General features: G+C 69.2%; 18 protein-coding genes. 8 read left to right on the top strand and 10 right to left on the bottom strand.

Translation table 11 applies throughout. The features are described 5' to 3' along the window. Window positions 1–219 precede the first annotated feature (219 nt). A complete protein-coding gene (locus B0I29_RS02270) occupies window positions 220–423 on the top strand; it encodes a cold-shock protein (RefSeq protein ID WP_111647097.1) in 204 nt (67 codons plus the stop codon). Between the two features lie 56 nt (window positions 424–479). Here the strand turns inward: B0I29_RS02270 and B0I29_RS02275 are convergent, their stop codons facing one another. After that, window positions 480–1,571 carry an NAD(P)H-dependent flavin oxidoreductase gene (locus B0I29_RS02275; RefSeq protein ID WP_111647098.1) on the bottom strand — a complete coding sequence of 364 codons (1,092 nt, stop codon included), beginning with the start codon at window positions 1,569–1,571 and terminating at the stop codon, window positions 480–482. Continuing rightward, on the bottom strand, window positions 1,561–3,099 hold the full coding sequence (locus B0I29_RS02280; protein WP_111647344.1) for an acyl-CoA synthetase: 1,539 nt from the start codon (window positions 3,097–3,099) through the stop codon (window positions 1,561–1,563). The genes B0I29_RS02275 and B0I29_RS02280 overlap by 11 nt, the downstream gene beginning before the upstream one ends. A 70-nt stretch (window positions 3,100–3,169) precedes the next feature. On the opposite strand from B0I29_RS02280, the gene B0I29_RS02285 reads away from it, so the two are divergent. From B0I29_RS02285 to B0I29_RS02300, 4 genes are all read left to right on the top strand, one after another. Then, window positions 3,170–3,943 carry a crotonase/enoyl-CoA hydratase family protein gene (locus B0I29_RS02285; protein WP_111647099.1) on the top strand — a complete coding sequence of 258 codons (774 nt, stop codon included), beginning with the start codon at window positions 3,170–3,172 and terminating at the stop codon, window positions 3,941–3,943. Window positions 3,944–4,143: 200 nt separating this feature from the next. Further along, on the top strand, window positions 4,144–5,013 hold the full coding sequence (locus B0I29_RS02290; protein ID WP_111647100.1) for a sulfotransferase domain-containing protein: 870 nt from the start codon (window positions 4,144–4,146) through the stop codon (window positions 5,011–5,013). Window positions 5,014–5,067: 54 nt separating this feature from the next. After that, window positions 5,068–6,039 carry an ATP-binding cassette domain-containing protein gene (locus tag B0I29_RS02295; RefSeq protein ID WP_111647101.1) on the top strand — a complete coding sequence of 324 codons (972 nt, stop codon included), beginning with the start codon at window positions 5,068–5,070 and terminating at the stop codon, window positions 6,037–6,039. Further along, window positions 6,036–6,869, top strand: a complete 834-nt coding sequence (locus B0I29_RS02300; RefSeq protein WP_111647102.1) for an ABC transporter permease — start codon at window positions 6,036–6,038, stop codon at window positions 6,867–6,869. The genes B0I29_RS02295 and B0I29_RS02300 overlap by 4 nt, the downstream gene beginning before the upstream one ends. Here the strand turns inward: B0I29_RS02300 and B0I29_RS02305 are convergent. From B0I29_RS02305 to B0I29_RS02320, 4 genes are all read right to left on the bottom strand, one after another. Then, window positions 6,866–10,108, bottom strand: a complete 3,243-nt coding sequence (locus tag B0I29_RS02305) for an AfsR/SARP family transcriptional regulator (protein ID WP_245972138.1) — start codon at window positions 10,106–10,108, stop codon at window positions 6,866–6,868. The two genes, B0I29_RS02300 and B0I29_RS02305, sit on opposite strands and share 4 nt — an antisense overlap. Before the next feature lie 95 nt (window positions 10,109–10,203). Next, the gene (locus B0I29_RS02310) at window positions 10,204–10,893 is read right to left on the bottom strand and encodes a potassium channel family protein (protein ID WP_111647104.1); all 690 of its coding nucleotides are present in this window, start codon (window positions 10,891–10,893) and stop codon (window positions 10,204–10,206) included. Then, on the bottom strand, window positions 10,886–12,220 hold the full coding sequence (locus tag B0I29_RS02315; protein WP_111647105.1) for a TrkH family potassium uptake protein: 1,335 nt from the start codon (window positions 12,218–12,220) through the stop codon (window positions 10,886–10,888). The genes B0I29_RS02310 and B0I29_RS02315 overlap by 8 nt, the downstream gene beginning before the upstream one ends. A gap of 7 nt (window positions 12,221–12,227) precedes the next feature. After that, complete coding sequence (locus B0I29_RS02320) at window positions 12,228–12,674, bottom strand: anthrone oxygenase family protein (RefSeq protein ID WP_111647106.1); 447 nt, start codon at window positions 12,672–12,674, stop codon at window positions 12,228–12,230. Window positions 12,675–12,829: 155 nt separating this feature from the next. Between B0I29_RS02320 and B0I29_RS02325 the strand changes: the two genes are divergently transcribed. Together B0I29_RS02325 and B0I29_RS02330 are read left to right on the top strand one after the other, a co-directional pair. Then, window positions 12,830–13,789 carry a pectate lyase family protein gene (locus tag B0I29_RS02325; protein ID WP_111647107.1) on the top strand — a complete coding sequence of 320 codons (960 nt, stop codon included), beginning with the start codon at window positions 12,830–12,832 and terminating at the stop codon, window positions 13,787–13,789. 134 nt (window positions 13,790–13,923) lie between these two features. Beyond that, window positions 13,924–14,385, top strand: coding sequence for a pyridoxamine 5'-phosphate oxidase family protein (locus B0I29_RS02330; protein WP_111647108.1), 462 nt, complete (start codon window positions 13,924–13,926; stop codon window positions 14,383–14,385). A gap of 192 nt (window positions 14,386–14,577) precedes the next feature. Here B0I29_RS02330 and B0I29_RS45560 read toward each other — a convergent pair whose 3' ends face one another. Beyond that, window positions 14,578–14,721 carry a hypothetical protein gene (locus B0I29_RS45560; protein ID WP_181557650.1) on the bottom strand — a complete coding sequence of 48 codons (144 nt, stop codon included), beginning with the start codon at window positions 14,719–14,721 and terminating at the stop codon, window positions 14,578–14,580. 118 nt (window positions 14,722–14,839) lie between these two features. On the opposite strand from B0I29_RS45560, the gene B0I29_RS02335 reads away from it, so the two are divergent. Beyond that, window positions 14,840–15,520 carry a DUF5947 family protein gene (locus B0I29_RS02335; protein WP_146616688.1) on the top strand — a complete coding sequence of 227 codons (681 nt, stop codon included), beginning with the start codon at window positions 14,840–14,842 and terminating at the stop codon, window positions 15,518–15,520. Here B0I29_RS02335 and B0I29_RS02340 read toward each other — a convergent pair. The 3 genes from B0I29_RS02340 to B0I29_RS02350 are packed head-to-tail and all read right to left on the bottom strand — an operon-like array spanning window position 15,477 to window position 18,428. Continuing rightward, entirely contained in the window at window positions 15,477–16,961 is a 1,485-nt protein-coding gene (locus B0I29_RS02340; protein ID WP_111647110.1) for a tripartite tricarboxylate transporter permease, read from the bottom strand. The two genes, B0I29_RS02335 and B0I29_RS02340, sit on opposite strands and share 44 nt — an antisense overlap. A 1-nt stretch (window position 16,962) precedes the next feature. After that, window positions 16,963–17,448 carry a tripartite tricarboxylate transporter TctB family protein gene (locus tag B0I29_RS02345; RefSeq protein WP_111647111.1) on the bottom strand — a complete coding sequence of 162 codons (486 nt, stop codon included), beginning with the start codon at window positions 17,446–17,448 and terminating at the stop codon, window positions 16,963–16,965. Next, on the bottom strand, window positions 17,445–18,428 hold the full coding sequence (locus tag B0I29_RS02350; RefSeq protein ID WP_111647345.1) for a Bug family tripartite tricarboxylate transporter substrate binding protein: 984 nt from the start codon (window positions 18,426–18,428) through the stop codon (window positions 17,445–17,447). Before B0I29_RS02350 ends, B0I29_RS02345 begins: the two co-directional genes overlap by 4 nt. Window positions 18,429–18,467: the final 39 nt, after the last annotated feature.

An 18,467-nucleotide genomic window follows, 5' to 3' on the forward strand; every position in this document is an offset into this window, starting at 1 on the left:
CTTCGACGCTTACCGTGCGCGTCTCGATTTTCCCGCCTGCGGCGGGTCGACTGGTTCAGCGGGTCATCGCAGGCGGGATCGAGCCGGTCAAAATCGTGCGGGCCGATATTCTGTGATACCTTGGCCCGAGTTGCACTTTGATTTCCGAAGACGTTCTTGACGCCTGATGGGTATCTGATCCCGTCGGGCTTTTTTCGTCTTGATTGCAGGGAGAATCTGATGGTTACCGGCACCGTGAAGTGGTTCAACAGCGACAAGGGTTTCGGCTTCATCGCGCAGGATGGCGGCGGCGCCGACGTATTCGCGCACTTCTCGGCCATCGCCTCCTCGGGCTTCCGTAGCCTCGACGAGAACCAGCGCGTCGAGTTCGACGTGACGCAGGGCCAGCGCGGCCTGCAGGCGGAGAACATCCGCCCGCTCTGATCTCACACCGGCGCGGCGCCTCCCCCTGCCGGTGGCACCGCGCCGAGTGTGTCCCTCTAAAGTTTGGCCAATCGAGCCAGGGTCTCGTCCGCCTCAGTGACCAGTTCGGACATGACCTCGGCCACCGGCCGGACAGCGTTCATCCGTCCGACGATCTGCCCCACCGGCATCGGCACCACGCTGGGATCCCCGGATTCCATGAGCCGATCGTGCGCCGGCGACACCAGCAGGTTCTGCAACGGCATCGGCAGCGTCTTCGGCGCCTCCGGGTCCTCCCACGCACTCGTCCAGCGGTTGCGCAGCAGCCGGGCCGGCTTACCCGTGTAGATCCGGGTCCGGACCGTGTCGCTCGAACCCGCCTGGAGCAGTGCGTCCCGCAACGCCGGCGTGCTCTGATACTCCGCGGTGCCCAGCCACACCGATCCCATCCAGACGCCGCGGGCACCGAGCGCGAGCGCCGCGGCGATCTGCCGGCCACTGCCGATCCCGCCGGCCGCCAGCACCGGCACGTCCGGCCCGACCGCGTCGACCACCTCCGGGACCAGCACCATGCTGCCGATCTCGCCGGTGTGCCCGCCCGCTTCGTACCCCTGCGCCACCACGATGTCGACGCCCCCGGCGAGATGGCTGCGCGCGTGGTCCGCCCGGCCCGCTAACGCGGCCACGACCAGGCCGTGCGACTTGGCCTGGGCGATCACGTCCGGCGGAGGCGGGCCAAGAGCATTGGCAATCAGTCGCGGTCCGTGCGTCAAGGCCACTTCAACATGGGTACGCGCAACCGAGTGCAGCCACCCGAGGACGCCCGCCCGCCGTGACTCGTCCACGCCCAGCGGTGGCACGCCGAGGCGCAGCAGAGTCCGCTCGACGAACTCCCGATGACCGTCCGGGATCAGTCTCCCCAGGTCGGCCGGGGTTCCTTCGGTCGGCACCCGGCCCGGCATGACGATGTCCACCCCGTACGGGCGGCCGTCGAGCTCGGTGTCCAGCCAGGTCAGGACGCGGTCCAGCTCGTCGGCGTCGTTGAACCGGACACAGCCCAGCACGCCGAGCCCGCCGGCCCGGCTGATCGCCGCGACGACGTGCTCGGACGGGCTGAAGCCGACGATCGGGACGTCGATGCCGAGGCGTTCGCAGAGATCAGTCCGCACTATGACTCCTGGCGTATTCATGGGCCCAGCGGTAGTCCGCTTTGCCGCTGATCGTGCGAGCTATCCGGTCGACCAGCCAGACGTCGCGGGGCACTTTGTAGCCGGCTATCCGTTGCCGAACGTGACTGTCCAGGTCGGCCAGGTTTACGCGTACCCCTGCCCGGGTTTGCACGAGGGCGACCACCCGCTGGCCGAGGCGATCGTCCGGAGCGCCGATGACGAGGGCGTCGAAGACGCCGGGGTGCGCCTTCAGTGCGCCTTCCACCTCTTCCGGGAAGACCTTCTCGCCGCCGGTGTTGACGCAGGTGTTGCCCCGGCCGAGCAGGGTGATCGTGCCGTCGTCCTCGATGCGGGCGAAGTCTCCGGGTATCGCGTAACGCTTCCCGTCGACCTCGGTGAGCAGCGCTTTCGTCTTGTCCGGGTCCTTGTAGTAACCGAGCGGCACGTGCCCGCCGCGGGCCAGCCGGCCGATCACGCCGGGCGGCGCCTTGCGGCCGTGCTCATCGATGACGATCGTGTCCGGGCCGGGCATCACCCGGGGACCGTCAACCGCGCCACCCTCCACGTCGGCGACGATGCCGATCCCGGCGAACCCGGTCTCCGAGGAGCCGATCGCGTCGGTGACCATGACGTTCGGTAATGCCTCAAGGTATTGCCGCTTCACCGACGGTGAGAAGAGCGCGGCACTCGACGAGATCGCCACGAGCGACGAGCCGTCGTGACCACCGGCCAGGTACGCCTCGATGAGCGGCCGGGCCATCGCGTCGCCGATCAGCACCACCACGTTGACCTGGCGGCGCTCGATCGTGCGCCATACCTGCTCCGGGTCGAAGTGCGGCAGGACCACCACGGTGTCGCCGGCGAAGAGCGCGGCGAGCGCGGCCCACTGCGCGTTGCCGTGGATGAGCGGGGCCAGGCAGAACCGGGTCATCGGGGGCATGTCCCGGGTGCTCTGTGCCCATTCGTCGTCGAGCGGGATGCCGGACATGAAGTCGATGCCGCCGCCCAGGACCCGCCAGACGTCCTCGTGGCGCCAGATCACGCCTTTGGGGTAGCCGGTGGTTCCTCCGGTGTAGAGCAGGTAGATGTCGCCGCCGTCGCGCTCGCCGAAGTCGCGTTTCGGATCCTCGGCCGAGAAGTCGGTGACCCCCAGCTGGACGAGCACCTCGGGCGCGTCCACATTGGCCACCCTGCCGGCATATTCCGGGTCGTGGATCAACGCGGTCAGCTCCGCGTCGTGGAAGAGATATTGCAACTCGTTCTCGACGTACCGGTAGTTGACGTTGACGACCACGGCACGGAGCTTGTACACGGCGATCATGGCCACCACGGCCTCGATCGAGTTGCCCGCGTAAAGACCGACGTGGGCGCCCTTGCCCACTCCTTGATTTCGCAGGAAATGGGCCAGACGGTTGGCGGTCTCCTCCAGCTCGGTGTAGGTCATCTCACGCTCGCCGCAGGCCACCGCGACACGGTCGGGAAAGGCGTCGACCGCATGCTCGAACAGGTCCGCTATATTGGCCGCCATCATCAGAAAGTAGAACCTGTTATCGTTCCGGGCAAGGCTCTGTTGTCCCGTCTTTCCGGAAGGATCCTCCGTGGACGCCCTGGTCGAGCAGCGCGGACCGATTCTGATCGTCACGATGAACCGGCCGCAGGTGCGCAACGCGCTCTCCGCCGAGATGATGGCCGTGATGCGCGACGCCTGGGACAGGGTGGACGCCGACCCCGCGATCCGGGTCGCGATCCTCACCGGAGCCGGCGGGGCGTTCTGCGCCGGCGCCGACCTGCGTGCGATGACCGCTTCACACCCGGGCGATCAGTTCCGCGATCAGGACCTCTCCCGGATCGACGCTCTCCTCAAGGGCCGCCGGCTGACCAAGCCGCTGATCGCCGCCGTCGAGGGCCCGGCGGTCGCCGGCGGCACCGAGATCCTGCAGGCCACCGACATCCGGGTGGCCGGCGAGAGCGCCCGGTTCGGCGTCTCCGAGGCGCGATGGGGGCTGTTCCCGCTGGGCGGGTCGGCGGTCCGGCTGCCCCGCCAGTTGCCCTACACGGTCGCCGCCGACCTGCTGCTGACCGGCCGGCACCTGACCGCCGCCGAGGCGCTGTCGGCAGGGCTGATCGGGCACGTGGTGCCGGACGGGACGGCGCTGTCCCGCGCCGTCGAGATCGCCACGGTGATCGCCGGCAACGGGCCGCTGGCGGTGCGGGCCATCCTGCGCACCATCCGGGAGACCGAAGGCCTGCCGGAGGACGAGGCGTTCGCCATCGAGTCGAAGATCGGCATGCGGGTCTTCACCAGCGAGGACGCCAAGGAAGGCCCGAAAGCGTTCCTCGAGAAACGCTCACCGAATTTTCACGGCCGCTGACGCGAATCTTTCCCGTTGCGCAAAAACATTCACGTACCTACCAATTCTTGCTGTGCCCACCCTGTAAATCGGCTGAGCGTTCGCGGTCAATGTCCGACACGCCTGTAAACGGCTGGTTAACTCATCTGTAGTAACTTGATCGATCTTGTTGTAAAGTCCCCGGAACAACGTGCCGCGGTAAAGGACACGGGACTGGACCAATGCTCAATCGCGCTGTCATGTTCGCCAAGCAGAACACCCCCAATCACCTGCGGGTTCGCGCTCGCCGGGTGATGCTTGAGGGGCACAATGCCCGGCTCCGGCTGACCGTGCCGGTGTCCGAGCGCTGTGATTACGTCAACGTCTACCACTGCGCAGTGCGCAAAACGGCGAGCCAGTGGGTCAAGTCGATTTTCAGCGATCCGATCGTTTACCGACACTCCGGATTACTCACCTACGATCCGCGGTATTACAACTGGCGCGATCCTCGGGTGTGCCCGCCGAACCGTGTCGCGTTGTCACTCTTCTTCTCCAGGAAACGCTTCGACGAGATCCCGAAGCCCGCGCGGTACCGCGCGTTCTTCGTGCTGCGCGACCCCCGCGACATGGTGGTCTCCAGCTATTTCTCGACCAAGGACTCGCACGGCCCGATGGGCGACGTCGTCGAGGTCCGCAAGGTCCTGCGCGACCTGCCGAAAAAGGAGGGCCTGCTCTTCCTGATCGACGACCTCGCGAAGAAGGGCCGGTTCAACGCGCTGCGCTCCTGGGTGCTGGCGCCGGACGACGAGGCCGTCCGCCTGGTCAAGTACGAGGACCTCACCGGGATGAAGCAGACCGAGGAGATGGACCGGCTGATGCGGCACTGCGGCATCACCATTCCGCGCCCGGAGCTGGAGACGCTGCTCGATCGCTACAGCTTCTCCAGCATGAGCCGGAAGAAGGGCGCCGGCGAGGTCTCGCACTACCGCAAGGGTGAGGCCGGCGACTGGCGCAACCACTTCGACGACGACATCCAGCACGCGTTCGACGCCGCGGCCGGCGCCAAGCTGGTCGCCCGCCTCGGATACCAGGTCGCTGACAGCGCGGGCTGACGCAGGACAGCGTCGTGTGCGGCCCGTGACAGCGCCGCGCGGCAATCTCGACGCATGGAAGATTTGGTGGTGCGCGCCGAGGGGCTGCGCAAACGCTTCGGCAAGACACAGGCACTGGACGGCGTCGATCTGGCGATGCGCCGGGGCACCGTGCTCGGCGTACTCGGCCCGAACGGCGCCGGCAAGACCACGGCGGTACGCGTGCTGGCCACGCTGCTGCGCCCGGACGAGGGCAGCGCGTTCGTGGCCGGCATCGACGTGCTCAAACGGCCGCAGGACGTCCGCCGGGTGGTCGGCCTGACGGGGCAGTACGCGTCGGTCGACGAGGACCTCACCGGCGTACAGAACCTGGTCCTGATCGGTCGCCTGCTGGACATGACCGGCAGGGACGCGCGGCAGCGGGCTGACGAGCTGCTGGCCTGGTTCGACCTGGCGGAGGCCGGGCAGCGGCCGGCCAAGACCTACTCCGGTGGCATGCGCCGCCGTCTCGACCTGGCGGCGAGCCTGGTCGGCCACCCGGAAGTGATCTTCCTGGACGAGCCGACGACCGGCCTCGACCCGGCCAAGCGCGAGGACATGTGGGGCGTGGTGCGCAACCAGGTCGCCAGCGGCGCCAGCGTGCTGCTGACCACGCAGTACCTGGAGGAAGCGGACGCGCTCGCCGACGAGATCGTGGTGGTGAACCACGGCAAGGTGATCGCGCACGACACCCCGGACGGGCTGAAGCGGCGGGTCGGCGGTCAGACGCTGCGGGTACGCCCGGCTGACCAGTCCCGCCTGCCCGAGGTGCTCCAGGTGCTGGACGCCGTGGCAGCGCCGGGCATGACCGCCGTGCGGGACGAGGCCGCCGGGTCCCGGCCGGGCGCCGCGAGCGTGCCGGTCACCGGCGACGCCGCGCTGGCCGGCGCGATCACCCAGCTCAGCCGATCCGGCATCGAAGTCACCGAACTCGCACTGCACCTGCCGAGCCTGGACGAGGTCTTCCACACCCTCACCGGCCGGACCAAGACGGAGGAACTGGTATGAGCACGCAGACCGCGACACCGCCGGCTCTCACGCACCACAGCGTCGCGCCCGATCGTCCTAAACGCAGCATGCCGGCACTGATCCGGCACAGCGCCGCTCTCGCCCAGCGGAGCCTGATCAAGACGATTCGCACGCCGGAAGCGCTGATCGACGTCACGATCCAGCCGGTGATCTTCCTGCTGCTGTTCACGTACCTGTTCGGCGGGGCGATCGCGGACGGCGACCGGCACGCCTACCTGCAGTTCCTGCTGCCGGGCATGCTCGCGCAGTCGCTCGCCATGGGTGGCGTGGCGCTCGGCCAGAACCTGAACGCGGACATCGAGAAAGGTGTCTTCGACCGGTTCCGATCACTGCCGATCTCCCGGTCGGCGCCGCTGGTCGGCGCGGTCCTGGCGGACGTCATCCGGTACCTGACGGTCTGCGTGGTGATGCTGTCGTTCGGCACGATCATGGGCTTCCGGGTCGAGACCGGCGTGGTCCCAGCGATCGCGGCGGTGGCGCTGTCGATCGGGTTCGGACTCTGCTTCTGCTGGATCTCGGTGTGGGTCGGCATGCTGGCGCGTACCTCGGGCGCGGTGCAGGGCATCATGTTCCTGCTGGTGCTGCCGCTGACGTTCGGCTCCAACGTGTTCGTCTCGTCGGAGACGCTGCCCGGCTGGCTCCAGGCGTTCGTCGCCGTCAACCCGATCACCCCGCTGGTCGGCGCGATCCGCGGCCTGCTGGTCGGTGGCCCGGTCGCCGGGGATCTCCTGCAGACTCTCGCCTGGATGGCGGGCCTGCTGGTGGTCTTCGTCCCCCTGGCCCTGCGGGCCTACGCGAAACGCGCCTAGAGCAACGACGGATCCACTTGGGTGAGCGCGGCCGGTGACTCCAGAGTCCAACCGGCCGCGTACGCCTCGGTGAAACCCTCATCCCCCAGCCCCGCCCGGGCCCGCGCCGTCACATGGATGATGTTCAGATCGGTGCGGTCGTGCGACCCCCGCAACCGCGCCGCCGCGCCGAGCAGGACCGCCGCGTCCCGGAACTGACCCCGGAGCGCCGCGAGACCACTGGCCGCGACGGCGACCATCGCCAGTATCGGCATGTCCTCGGTCTCGACCGCGGCCACGTACGCGCTCTTGAGTTCGTTCTCCGCGGTCTCCGGATCGTTCTTGCGGATGGCGAGCGAGGCACGGACCGAGCCGATGATCGCCCGGCCGTGGTCACCACCCATCAGCGGCAGGTTGTTCTCGCCGATGCCCAGGCCATGGGCCGCGTTCTCCAGCAACTCCTCGGCACCGACGAGCTCACCCTGCGAGATCAGCATCCCGGCCTCGAGCGCGTCGACCAGCAACGCCATCTCCAGCGAGTCGGAGCGCTCGGCGGCGGACCGGGCCTCGGCGACCGCGATCGCCGCTTTCTCCGGCTCGCCGCGGCGCAGGTGCAGGTCGGCCCAGCGCAGATGGATGAAGACCTCGTCGGCGAGGTCCATGGCGCCGAACTGGCGTGCCAGCATCTTGGCCGCGGTCAGGTCGGCGAGCGCGCCGTCGAGGTCTCCCTCGTACTGGCGCAGCAGGGCGCGCAGTGGCAGCACGGTGGCCTGGCCCCAGCGGTCGCCGACGGTGCGGAACCCGTCGAGGGAGGCGGTCACGTCGGCGCCGACGCGGACCAGGTCGCCGTTGTTCTCGGCGACCTGCGCCCGGAACATCCGGGCCAGCGCGCTGATCCACGGGTCGTCGCCCTCGACGAGCCGGTTGATCCGCACGTCGGCGATCTCGCTCTCGCCGGCGTAGTACAGCATCACCACGGCGATCACGCCCTGCGGCCCGGGCAGCTCGCCGTGCCGCAACAGCCGGTCGGCGAGGTATCGCACCCGCGCCTTGCGCTGGTCGTTCGACTCGGTCAGGTGCTCCGGCTCCCGGCCGGTCCGGTGCAGGACCATCACCGCCTCGGCGAGGTCGATGTAGAGCGGGTCGGCGTCACCGGGGACGGCGAGCGCCTCGGACAGCCAGTAACCGGCGTCCGCCTCCCGGCCGAACATCTGCCAGTACCAGCACAGATCCATCGCCAGGCTGATCGCCCCCTGTGCGTTCCCGGTGTCGCAGAGATGGCGCAGGGCCGCGAGGATGTTGTCGTACTCGGCGCGCAGCACGGCGAGGGCGCCGATCTGATCCGCACCGCGCAGCAGCGGGTCCTGCTCGGCGACCAGCGCCGACAGGTGCCGCGCGGCCAGGCCCCGGACGTCGTCGAGGATGCCCTGTTCGGTGAGGCGTTCGATGCCGTACTCGCGCAGCGTCTCCAGCATCCGGTACCGGCCACCGTCCGGCGCGAGCTGCAGCAACGACCGGTCGACCAGGCCGGCGAGCAGGTCGGCGACGTCCCGCTCGCTGCCGCCGATCACCGCGGCCGCCGATCGCGCGGTCACACCGCCGGGCAGCACCGCGACCCGCTCGGCCAGGGTCCGCTCGTCGTCGGAGAGCAGGTTCCAGCTCCAGGCGATCACCGCGCGCAGCGTGCGGTGCCGCGGCTGCGCGGTCCGGCTCCCGGTCGTGAGCAGCCGGAACCGGTCGGACAGCCCGGCCGCGAGCTCCGGCAGCGCGAGGGTGCGCAGCCGGGCCGCGGCCAGCTCCAGCGCGAGCGGCAGCCCGTCCAGGCCGCGGACGATCTGGACGATGTCACGGACCGTCCCGGCGTCGATCGTGAAATCCGGCCGGACCGCTCCGGCCCGCTCGGCGAAGAGCCGGACCGCCGGTGCCTGCGCTGCCTCCGCCGGTCCGGCGTCCGCCGGGGGCAGGCCGAGAGGACCCAGGGGTACGAGTGACTCGCCGTCGATCGCGAGCGGTTCCCTGCTGGTGGCGAGGATCCGCAGGCTGGGACAGCGGACCAGCAGCGCGCTGATCAGGTGCGCGACCGCGTCGATCAGGTGCTCGCAGTTGTCGACGACGAAGAGGATCTCCCGGCCGTTGAGCCGGTCGGCGAGCACGTCCAGGTCGTCGCGTTCGGCGCGGACCCGGTTCGCGGTCTCGAACAGCGCCGATCCGCGCAGCCCGGCCGCCGCCACCATCGCGGCGCCGACCTTGGCCGGCTCGGTCACCGACGCGAGGTCGATCAGCCAGGCGCCGTCGCGATATCCACCGCCGCGCCGCCGGGCCGCCTCCAGCGCGAGCCGCGTCTTGCCCGCCCCACCCGGCCCGAGCACTGTCACCAGACGCCCGGCCGCGAGCAGGTCGTCCACCCGCGCCAGATCGTGATCACGCCCGATGAAGCTGGTCAGGGGCGCGGGCAAATTCGTCGGGGGCGCGCCAGGCGCTTCCCGCACGCCTTCCTTGGGTACGCGCTCAGCGCCCCTCAGCATTCGCAGATGCCGATCTCGCAACGCGGCTCCGGGGTCGGCGCCCAGGTGATCGGCGAGGTCGGCGCGGATCCGCTCGTACACGGCGAGGGCGTCGGCCTGCCGGCCCTGTGCGGCCAGGGCGTCGATCAGCAGGGCGGCCAGCCGTTCGTCGAGCGGGTGCTCGGCGAGCAGCGCGGTGAGCCGGGCGCCGGCACGTTCCGCGTGGCCCAGCGCGATCTCCGCCTCGGCCAGGTCGGCGGTGGTGTCCACGATCGTCCGGGCGATCCGGGTGGCCTGTGCCGGGACGACCTCGGCCAGTTCCGGGGCGATCGGCCCGCGCAGCAACGCGATCGCCTCGCCGAGCGCGACGGCGGCGCCGGCCGGGTCACCGGCGCGCAGCCGCTCCCGGCCGGTGGTGCCGAGCCGGTCGAACCGGGTGACGTCCACGCCGGTGGCGGCGACCGCGAGACGGTAACCACCCTCGGTCTGTGTCACCGCGTCGCCGGCACCGAGCAGCCGCCGCAGCCGGGACACCAGCGACTGCAGGGCGTTGGCCGGGTCAGCGGGCCGGTCGTCCGGCCAGAGCGCGTCGGTGAGCTGCGCCGGGGTGACCGGGCGGCCACCGGCGAGGGCGAGCAGGACCAGCAGGCCCCGGATCCGGGCGCCGGGCAGCGGCACGTCGGCGTCGCCGCGGCGCACGCTCAGCGCACCGAGCAGCCCGACCCGCAGTTCACCGCGGTCCCCGTTCTCGCTCACGACTCCGATCCTCTCGCGCGCTGTCGAGCGATCCCACATCCGGGTCGTTTCGGCGACGTTAGGCGTCTCAGCGCACTCTCAGTTCCCGGCTGCTCTCAGTTCTCGGCGGCGTATGCCTCGACCTTCTCGGTGTCGCCGGCCACGATCAGGACGGCGCCTTCGGGGACGGTGGTCTCGGGTCGGGCGTACACGAAATCCTCGCCGGGCCGTTTCGTGCCGACCACCGTGACCCCCCACTTGGTGCGCAGCGCGAGCTGCGCGAGGGTTCGTCCTCCGGCGCCCTTCGGCGCGCGGACCTTGGCGATCGCGAAGCCGTCGTCGAACTCGATGTAGTCGAGCATCCGGCCGCTGATCAGGTGCGCGACGCGCTCACCCATCTCGGACTCGGGATAGATCACGTGGTCGGCGCCGACCTGGGAGAGGATCTTGCCGTGTTTGACGCTTGTCGCTTTCGCCCAGATCTCCGGGACGCCGAGCTCGGCGAGCGCGAGCACGGTCAGCACGCTCGTCTCCAGGTTGGTGCCGATGCCGACGACGGCACGCGGGAAGTCCTGGATGCCGAGCTGGCGCAGCGCGTCCTCGTCGGTCGAGTCGGCCTCCACCACCTGGGTGAGCCGGTCCGACCAGTCGAGCACGATGCGCGGGTCGCTGTCGACGCCGAGCACTTCGTACCCGAGGTCGAGCAGGGCCTCGGCGACCGAGCCGCCGAACCGGCCGAGGCCGATCACGGCGACGTTGGTGCCCTCGGGCTTTTCCGTCTTCTTGTCAGCGCGTTTCTCAGCCAACTAGGGGTCTCTCCTCCGGGTATCGGTAGAGGCGGCGCCGGGTGTTCAGCGCGATCGCGGTGCCGACCGCGATCGTGCCGACCCGGCCGCAGAACATCAGCACGACCAGGACGACCTGTGCGGACGGCGGCAGGCTGGGCGTGATGCCGGTGCTCAGCCCGACGGTCGCGAACGCCGAGGTGACCTCGAACAGGGCCTTGTCGAACGGAACGTTCTCGGTCAGCGCGTCCAGCACGACGGTACCGGTCCCGACCAGGGCCACACCCATCAGCGCCACGGTCATGGCCTGCCGCTGGGTCTCCTCGGCGATCCGGCGCTTGCGGACCACGACGTCCGGCTCACCGCGGATCTCAGCCCAGATCACGTACGCGAGCAGCAGGAACGTCGTGAGCTTGATACCGCCGGCGGTGCTCGCGCTGCCGCCACCGATGAACATCAGGCCGGTGGTGACAGCGATCGTCTCGCTGTTCAGCTGGCCCAGGTCGACGCTGTTGAAGCCGCCGGAGCGGGTCATGATGTCCTGGGTGAAAGCGGTCAGCATCTTCGCCGGTACGCCGAGTGGGCCGAGCGTCCCCGGGTTGCGCCACTCCATCGCCAGGAACGTGGCGAAGCCGAAGGCGGTCAGCAACAGGCTGCCGGCGACGGTCAGGAACGTGTGCGTCGACCAGCTCTTCGGCGTCCGCCACTCGCGGAACAGCTCGAACAGCACCGGAAAACCGATCGAGCCACCGAGTACGCCGAACGCCAGCGGCAGGCAGATCCACGGGTCGGTCACGAACCGGATGAGACTGTCCGGGTACAGCGCGAATCCGGCGTTGTTGAAGGCCTGCACGGCGTGGAAGACCGCGTACCAGAGGGCTTTGCCGAACGAATAGTCGTACCCAAGCCAGAAACGCAGGGTGAGCACGACGGCGATGGCGCCTTCGCAGACGAGCATGACCATCGCGACCCGGCGGAGTACGGCGGCGATGTTGCCGCCGGAGAGGCCGGCGCTCTCGGCCTGGGCCATCAGGCGGCCGCGCAGGCCGAGCCGGCGCGAGACGAGCAGGCTGAGCAGGGTGGCCAGGGTCATGATGCCGAAGCCGCCGATCTGCGACAGCACGGTCAGCAGCACGTGGCCGAACGGCGTCCAGTACGTCGGGGTGTCGACCACGGCCAGGCCGGTGACGCAGACCGCGGAGGCGGCGGTGAAGAGCGCGGTGACGAACGGCGCGTGGCCGGGCTCGGCACGGGCGGCCGGCAGCATCATCAACGCGGTGCCGATCGCGATCGCGCCGAGGAAGGCGAGCGGGACGATCCGCGCCGGATGCTGCCAGGGTGAACGCACCGGGAGATTATTGCTGGTGCAGCGCCCAGACGCCCGCCAGGAACGCGGCCACGCTGGTGACGGTCCGGACGGTGTTCCACCGGATCCAGGGTTCGAGGAAGGCCTCGCGCACCGCGGAGGCGTCGGCGAGGTCGCCGGCGGCCAGGCGGTTGTTGAGCGGGATGTTCAGCGCGAAGGTGATCAGCAGGGTGGCGGCGTAGAGCAGGAACGCGGCGATCAGCGCGGGCTCGAAATCGTGCTGGACGGCCGCGACACCGGTGGCGACGAGCGCGCCCAGGAAGATCAGCAGGAACAGCGGGTTCTGAATCGCGATATTGATCTTCTGCATGGCGTCGACGACGGTCCGGTCGTCGGCGCGGCGCAGGCCCGGCATGACCGAACCGGCGTACGCGTAGAACAACCCCGCCATCAGCCCGAGAAGAACCACCGCGATCAGCAGAATCGTGGCGCGCATGGCTGAACCCTACCGGGTTGTTGCAAAAAACCTGCAAACGGATTTCTCTTCACATCCATGGACACCTATGTTTTTCTAGGCCTCGGGAGCGCTCCCCACGTCCCCATGATCCGCATTCCCCCGATGCGGATCGAGATTTGGAATTGAGGTACCAAATGTCAGGCAGAATCCCCCGGCTTGCCGCTGCCGTTTTACCGCTCGCTTTGCCGTTCGTTTTGATCAGCGGTGCTACCGCCGCGCCGGTGCAGACCTTCGCCATCACCGATCTGGTCGGCTGGGCCACCCAGAACGGCGGTACCACCGGCGGCGGCAGTGCCGCCACCACGACCGTGACCAGCGCATCCGCGCTGACCACGGCGCTGGCCTCGACGTCGGCGGCGAACATCCGGGTGTCCGGGACGATCAGCTGCAGCGGCATGCTGCGCGTCCGGTCCAACAAGACGATCATCGGCAACTCCGGTGCCGCGATCGTCGGCTGCGGATTCAACATCAACGGTGACCGTAACGTCATCATCCGCAACCTCTCATTCCGGAACTGGAACGACGACGCGATCAACGTGCAGGAGTCGGCCACCAACATCTGGGTCGACCACAACAGTTTCAGCAACGGGTACGACGGCGCGGTCGACATCAAACGCGGCTCCGATTTCATCACCGTCTCGTGGAACCGCGTATTCAGCCACGACAAATCGATGCTGCTCGGCCACAGCGACAGCAACGCCAGCCAGGACGTTGGCCACCTGCGCGTGACGTACCACCACAACTGGTTCGACGCGTCGACGCAGCGCCACCCGCGGGTCCGTTTCGGCAACCCGGTGCACGTCTACAACAACTACTACTACAACAACTCCGGGTACGGCGTGGCGTCCACCGAGGGCGCCGGGGTGCTCGTCGAGGCGAACTCGTTCGAGGGCGTCGACGACCCGTTCCACCTGGGTGAGGGCTCGTCGGACGCCGGAACACTGGTCGCCCGCAACAACCTGCTGGTCAACTCGGGCAGCGGTCAGACGGGTGGTTCGGTGGCGTCGATCCCGTATTCGTACACGGCGGACGCAGCGGCGAACGTGAAGTCCATCGTGACGGCGAATGCCGGGGCCGGCCGGATCAGCCTGTAAATCCTCTCGTATCAGCCCGTCCCCGTTATCGGCCCGTCCCCCAGCGGCTCGCCCTTCCCGGTTTCCTCGCTTTCTGACCGGGGAGGGCGAGCTCGCCTCTGCGGATCTCCCGGACATTCGGCATCGTGGAACCCATGACCGATGAGATGACCGCCAAGGCTCGCGCCATTCTCGACACCACCCGGTACGCGGTTCTCGGCACCGCCACTCCCACCGGCGAGCCGTGGGTGAGCCCGGTGTACTTCGTGAACGACGGCCTGACCACGCTGCTCTGGCTCTCCCGGCCGACATCCCACCACTCCTTGCTGATCGCCGAGAACTCCCGCATCGCCGTAACGGTCTTCGACTCCACTGTGGTGATGGGTGGGGCGACCGCGTTCTACGCCCGAGCCCGAGCGGCCCTCTGCCCCACCGCCGACCTACCCGCGCAGCTCGAAGCGTTCTCCACGCGCTCGGCAGCCGTGGGCTTCCCTACCTGGCGCCCGGACCAGGTGACAGGCGACGCCCCGCTCCGCCTTTATCGCGCGGTCGTCACCGAAGCCTGGCTCCTGCCCGCCGAAGCCGGCCCCGAACGCCGCATCCCACTCCCCCTGTGACCGGGTGCCGGCTCGATCTTGGTAACCCGCGGGTGCTCTGACCCCCACAGGTTTCCGCAAAGCCGAAACCCTCCCCCTCTGCGGGCGGCAGCCCTCGAAACTCGCGAGTTTGTGGTCGACCGGACGGCCAAACCGCACAAGATCGGCGGCTTTGGCAGTGGTCAGTCGGGACGAGACGCCGAGGGTACGGAGTCAGGCCCGCCCCAGCAGCGGCACTGCCACCGACTGCGGGGTGGTCAGATAGGTGGCGAGGAAACCGGCGAAGTCGTTCTGCACCGTGGTGTCCCTCTGCGCGGTACGCGAGAGCGAGCGCGGCACGGTGGCGGGCCGGGTCACGGTGGGAGGTGACCGTGAGGAGGGTGGCTTCCAGGGCTTCGAGCGGGCCGGAGCCGCCGAGCAGTTTCAGGGCGTCGTTGTAGCTCAACCCGGCAGCCATCCGCACACTATATGGACGATGCGCGAGCGGACCGTTTTCTCATCCGATGGTGTGGTTGGCCTTGCGGAATGTCGCGGTCGGGCGTTTAGCCTTTGGGCCACATTCGGCGCCCAGGAGGCAGAGATGACCTCGAAAACCGCTGTGCTGCGCACGGTGAAGCGGCAGATTCCCCGGCAGCGCAGGGCTCCACGTTGCGGCGTCTGTGCGACGAGAACCTCGACCGGCGGCCTGCATCTTGTCGACCTCGCCCAACGTTCGCTGGTCCGCGGTTGCGCCGACTGCCACCAGAATCCTGGCGAGCTGCGGCCCGTGCCCGATCGCTACCTGGAGTTGCCCGGCGAGGTGACGGCCCAGGAGACGTGGGACGACCTGCACGTTCCGGCCGGGCTGGCGTTCGTGTGGCGCGCCGATGATCGTCTGCTGGTGTGCGGGCCGGCGCCGGACCGGGCGGTCGAGCACGACCTGCCGGTCACCGTGTGGGAGCGGATGATCAAGCGACATCCGGCGTTCGCGACGCTGCGGCCGGGTGTGGAGGCGCTGATCATCCGGCGGGCCGGTGCGTTCCTGGTACCGATCGACGCCTGTTACGAGCTGGCCGGCCTGCTGCGGACGAGCTGGCGTGGTTTCGACGGCGCACGGGACACCAGGGGCAGCCTCACGATGTTTTTCGCGAAGCTGAGCGCAAACGCCACAAAATAGGCATGACCAGCGCCATCACCACGATCAACCACAGGATCACCGTCAGCGGGCTGGAGACCAGCACCGTCCAATCCCCGTCGGACAACGACAACGCCCGCCGCAGCTGCTGCTCGGCCAGCGGCGCCAGGATCAGCCCGACGATCGCCGGCGCGACCGGCACACCCGCCTGCCGCATCAGCAGTCCGATCAGCCCGAGGACCGTCAGCACCACGAGATCAGCGATGGTCCCGCCCGCCGCGAACGTACCGAGGCAGGCGAAGAGCAGGACACCCGCATAGATTCCGTACGCCGGAATCGTGAGCAGCCGTGCCCACACCTTCACCAGCGGCAGGTTCAGCACGAGCAGCAGCACGTTCCCGATGTACAGGCTGGCGATCAGCGCCCAGACCAGGTCGCCGGACTCGGTGAACAGCTGCGGACCGGGCTGCAGACCATAGGACTGGAACGCCGTGAGGATCACCGCGGCCGTGGCTGACGTCGGCAGCCCGATCGTCAGCAGCGGGACGAGCACCCCGGCCGCCGCCGCGTTGTTCGCCGCCTCCGGCCCGGCGACGCCCTCGATCGCGCCGTGCCCGAACTCCTCGGGATGCTTCGACAGCCGCTTCTCCAGGCTGTAGCTGAGGAACGTCGGCACCTCGGCCCCGCCGGCCGGCAGGCTGCCGATCGGGAAGCCGAGGGCGGTTCCGCGTAGCCACGCCGGCCATGACCTGCGGAAATCGGCGCGGGACAGCATGGGCGCGCCCCGTACCGGCTCGACCCGGCTGCGACCGGTGCCCTCCAGGACGTGCGCGAACGTCTCGCTCAGCGCGAACAGCGCCACCACGACGATCACCACGTCGATGCCGTCGAGCAGGGACGGCACGCCGAACGTGAGCCGCGGCTGCCCGGTGAGCGTGTCGATGCCGATCAGGCCGATCGTGGCGCCGATGACCAGGCTCGCGCCGCCGCGCAGCAGGCTCGGCCCGAGCATGGCGCTCACCGTCACGAACGCGACCGCCATCAGCGCGACGTACTCCGGTGGTCCGAAACCGATCGCGATGTCGGCGACCAGGGGCGCGGCCGCGGTGAGCGCGATCGTGCCGATGGTCCCGGCCACGAAGCTGCCGATCGCGGCGGTGGCGAGAGCGGCCGCACCACGTCCGGCGCGGGCCATCTTGTTGCCTTCCAGGGCGGTTGCCACCGAAGAGCTCTCGCCGGGTGTGTTCAGCAGGATCGAGGTGGTCGAGCCGCCGTACATGCCGCCGTAGTAGATGCCGGCGAACATGATCAGGGCGGCTGCCGGTTCGAGTCGGAAAGTGATCGGCAGCAGCAGGGCCACGGTGAGCGCCGGGCCGATGCCGGGCAGCACGCCGACAGCGGTGCCGATGGTGACGCCGATCAGCGCCCAGATCAGGTTCTCCGGCGTCAGCGCCTGGGCAAAACCGGTCAGCAGGTCGTCCATCTCAGAACCCCCACGGCCCTGCGGGCAGGCTCAGCCCGATCAGCCGGTCGAAGATCAGGAAGGCGACCGCGGCGAGCGTCCACCCGTAGGCGACGACCCGGCCGGGATGCGGAGCGCCGAGCAGCAGGGCGGCCGCGGTGAACAACGCCGCCGAGCTCAGCACGTACCCGAAGATCGGAAGAACAAAGGCAAACGCGATCAGCGTGACCACCAGCGCGGCGAGGCGCCAGAGGCGCCGTTTTCCACGATCTTCACCAGCGTGGGTACGCCCGGAGCGCGCACCCTGCCACGCGAGAGCACCGCCGAGAAGACCGAGCAGCGTGCCGATCAGACTAGGCGCGGCGGCCGGGCCGACGGCATCGTCGGAGTCACGCAGCCGGGCCGCGTCGACGAGCACGACGACCGCACCGAGCACCATGATCAACCCGAGCAGAAGAGAGGCCCTCGCCTGATCGTTTTCGGCCGGAGGAGCATCGGGCTCGGTCATGCCAGGCCCATCTTGACCAGGACGTCCTGGACCGTCTTCTGCTCCTCGCCGAGGAACCCGTCGAACGCCGGCCCGGTCAGCGTCGCATCGCCCCAGCCACGTCGTTGCAGCGTCTCCCGCCAGGCCGCGCTCTGCGTCATCCGCACCATCAGGTCCTCAAGGGCGCGTTCATCAGCGGGCCGGATCCCGGCGGGCGCGACCACCCCGCGCCAGTTCGCCAGCTCCACGTCGACGCCGGCCTCCTTCAGCGTGGGCACACCGGGCAGGCTGGGCAGCCGTTCCGTGCTGGAGACCGCGAGCGGGCGTACCGTCCCGGCTTTGATCTGGCCCTCCAGTTCGGAGACGCCGGAAAGTCCGGCGGTGGCCCGCCCGGACAGCAGCGTCGCCAGGGCCTCACCGCCGCCGGAGTGCGCGACGTAGTTGACCCCGGCCGGGTCCTCACCGATCGCGTCGGCGATCAGCCCGGTCAGGATCTGCTCGGCGCCACCCGCCGAACCACCGGCGAACGAGACCGACCCGAGGTTGCGGCGCATCCGTTCCACCAGGTCGGGCAGCCCGCGTACCGACGACTTGGCCGGCACCACGATCACCTCGTAATCGGTGGTGAGCCGTGCGATCGGGGTGGTCTCGGCGAGCGTGACCGGCGAGTCGTTGCTCTCGATCGCGCCGAGCATCACGAAACCCATCACCATGAGCTGCGTGGCGTCGCCGTGGTACCGCTCGAACTGGCTGAGCCCGATCGTCCCGCCGGCACCCGCCACGTTGTAGACCTCGGTACGCCCGACCATGTCCCGCAGCGCCGTCTGCATCTCCCGCGACGTCTGATCCCAGCCACCACCGGGGGCGGCCGGGGCCATCAGCCGTAGCTGCCGCCCGTCGAGGAAGTCCCCGGCCACGGCGTCGTCCCCACCCCACGACGAGGTGCCGGCCAGCAGCACGGTGGCCAGCACCGCGGCGAGGTAGGGCAATGCTCTGCGCATCACGGTTCCAGTGTGGGCGGGCGACGACCGCTGCGCATT

This window comes from Actinoplanes lutulentus (genome assembly GCF_003259845.1).
Taxonomy (GTDB): domain Bacteria; phylum Actinomycetota; class Actinomycetes; order Mycobacteriales; family Micromonosporaceae; genus Actinoplanes; species Actinoplanes lutulentus.

Coding starts and splice junctions, on each gene's coding strand:
- B0I29_RS02320 (WP_111647106.1), bottom strand. CDS start 12,674: ATGCGCGCCACGATTCTGCTGATCGCGGTGGTTCTTCTCGGGCTGATG.
- B0I29_RS02290 (WP_111647100.1), top strand. CDS start 4,144: ATGCTCAATCGCGCTGTCATGTTCGCCAAGCAGAACACCCCCAATCAC.
- B0I29_RS02325 (WP_111647107.1), top strand. CDS start 12,830: ATGTCAGGCAGAATCCCCCGGCTTGCCGCTGCCGTTTTACCGCTCGCT.
- B0I29_RS02345 (WP_111647111.1), bottom strand. CDS start 17,448: ATGACCGAGCCCGATGCTCCTCCGGCCGAAAACGATCAGGCGAGGGCC.
- B0I29_RS02270 (WP_111647097.1), top strand. CDS start 220: ATGGTTACCGGCACCGTGAAGTGGTTCAACAGCGACAAGGGTTTCGGC.
- B0I29_RS02350 (WP_111647345.1), bottom strand. CDS start 18,428: ATGCGCAGAGCATTGCCCTACCTCGCCGCGGTGCTGGCCACCGTGCTG.
- B0I29_RS02335 (WP_146616688.1), top strand. CDS start 14,840: ATGCGCGAGCGGACCGTTTTCTCATCCGATGGTGTGGTTGGCCTTGCG.
- B0I29_RS02300 (WP_111647102.1), top strand. CDS start 6,036: ATGAGCACGCAGACCGCGACACCGCCGGCTCTCACGCACCACAGCGTC.
- B0I29_RS02295 (WP_111647101.1), top strand. CDS start 5,068: ATGGAAGATTTGGTGGTGCGCGCCGAGGGGCTGCGCAAACGCTTCGGC.
- B0I29_RS02330 (WP_111647108.1), top strand. CDS start 13,924: ATGACCGATGAGATGACCGCCAAGGCTCGCGCCATTCTCGACACCACC.
- B0I29_RS02340 (WP_111647110.1), bottom strand. CDS start 16,961: ATGGACGACCTGCTGACCGGTTTTGCCCAGGCGCTGACGCCGGAGAAC.
- B0I29_RS02280 (WP_111647344.1), bottom strand. CDS start 3,099: ATGGCGGCCAATATAGCGGACCTGTTCGAGCATGCGGTCGACGCCTTT.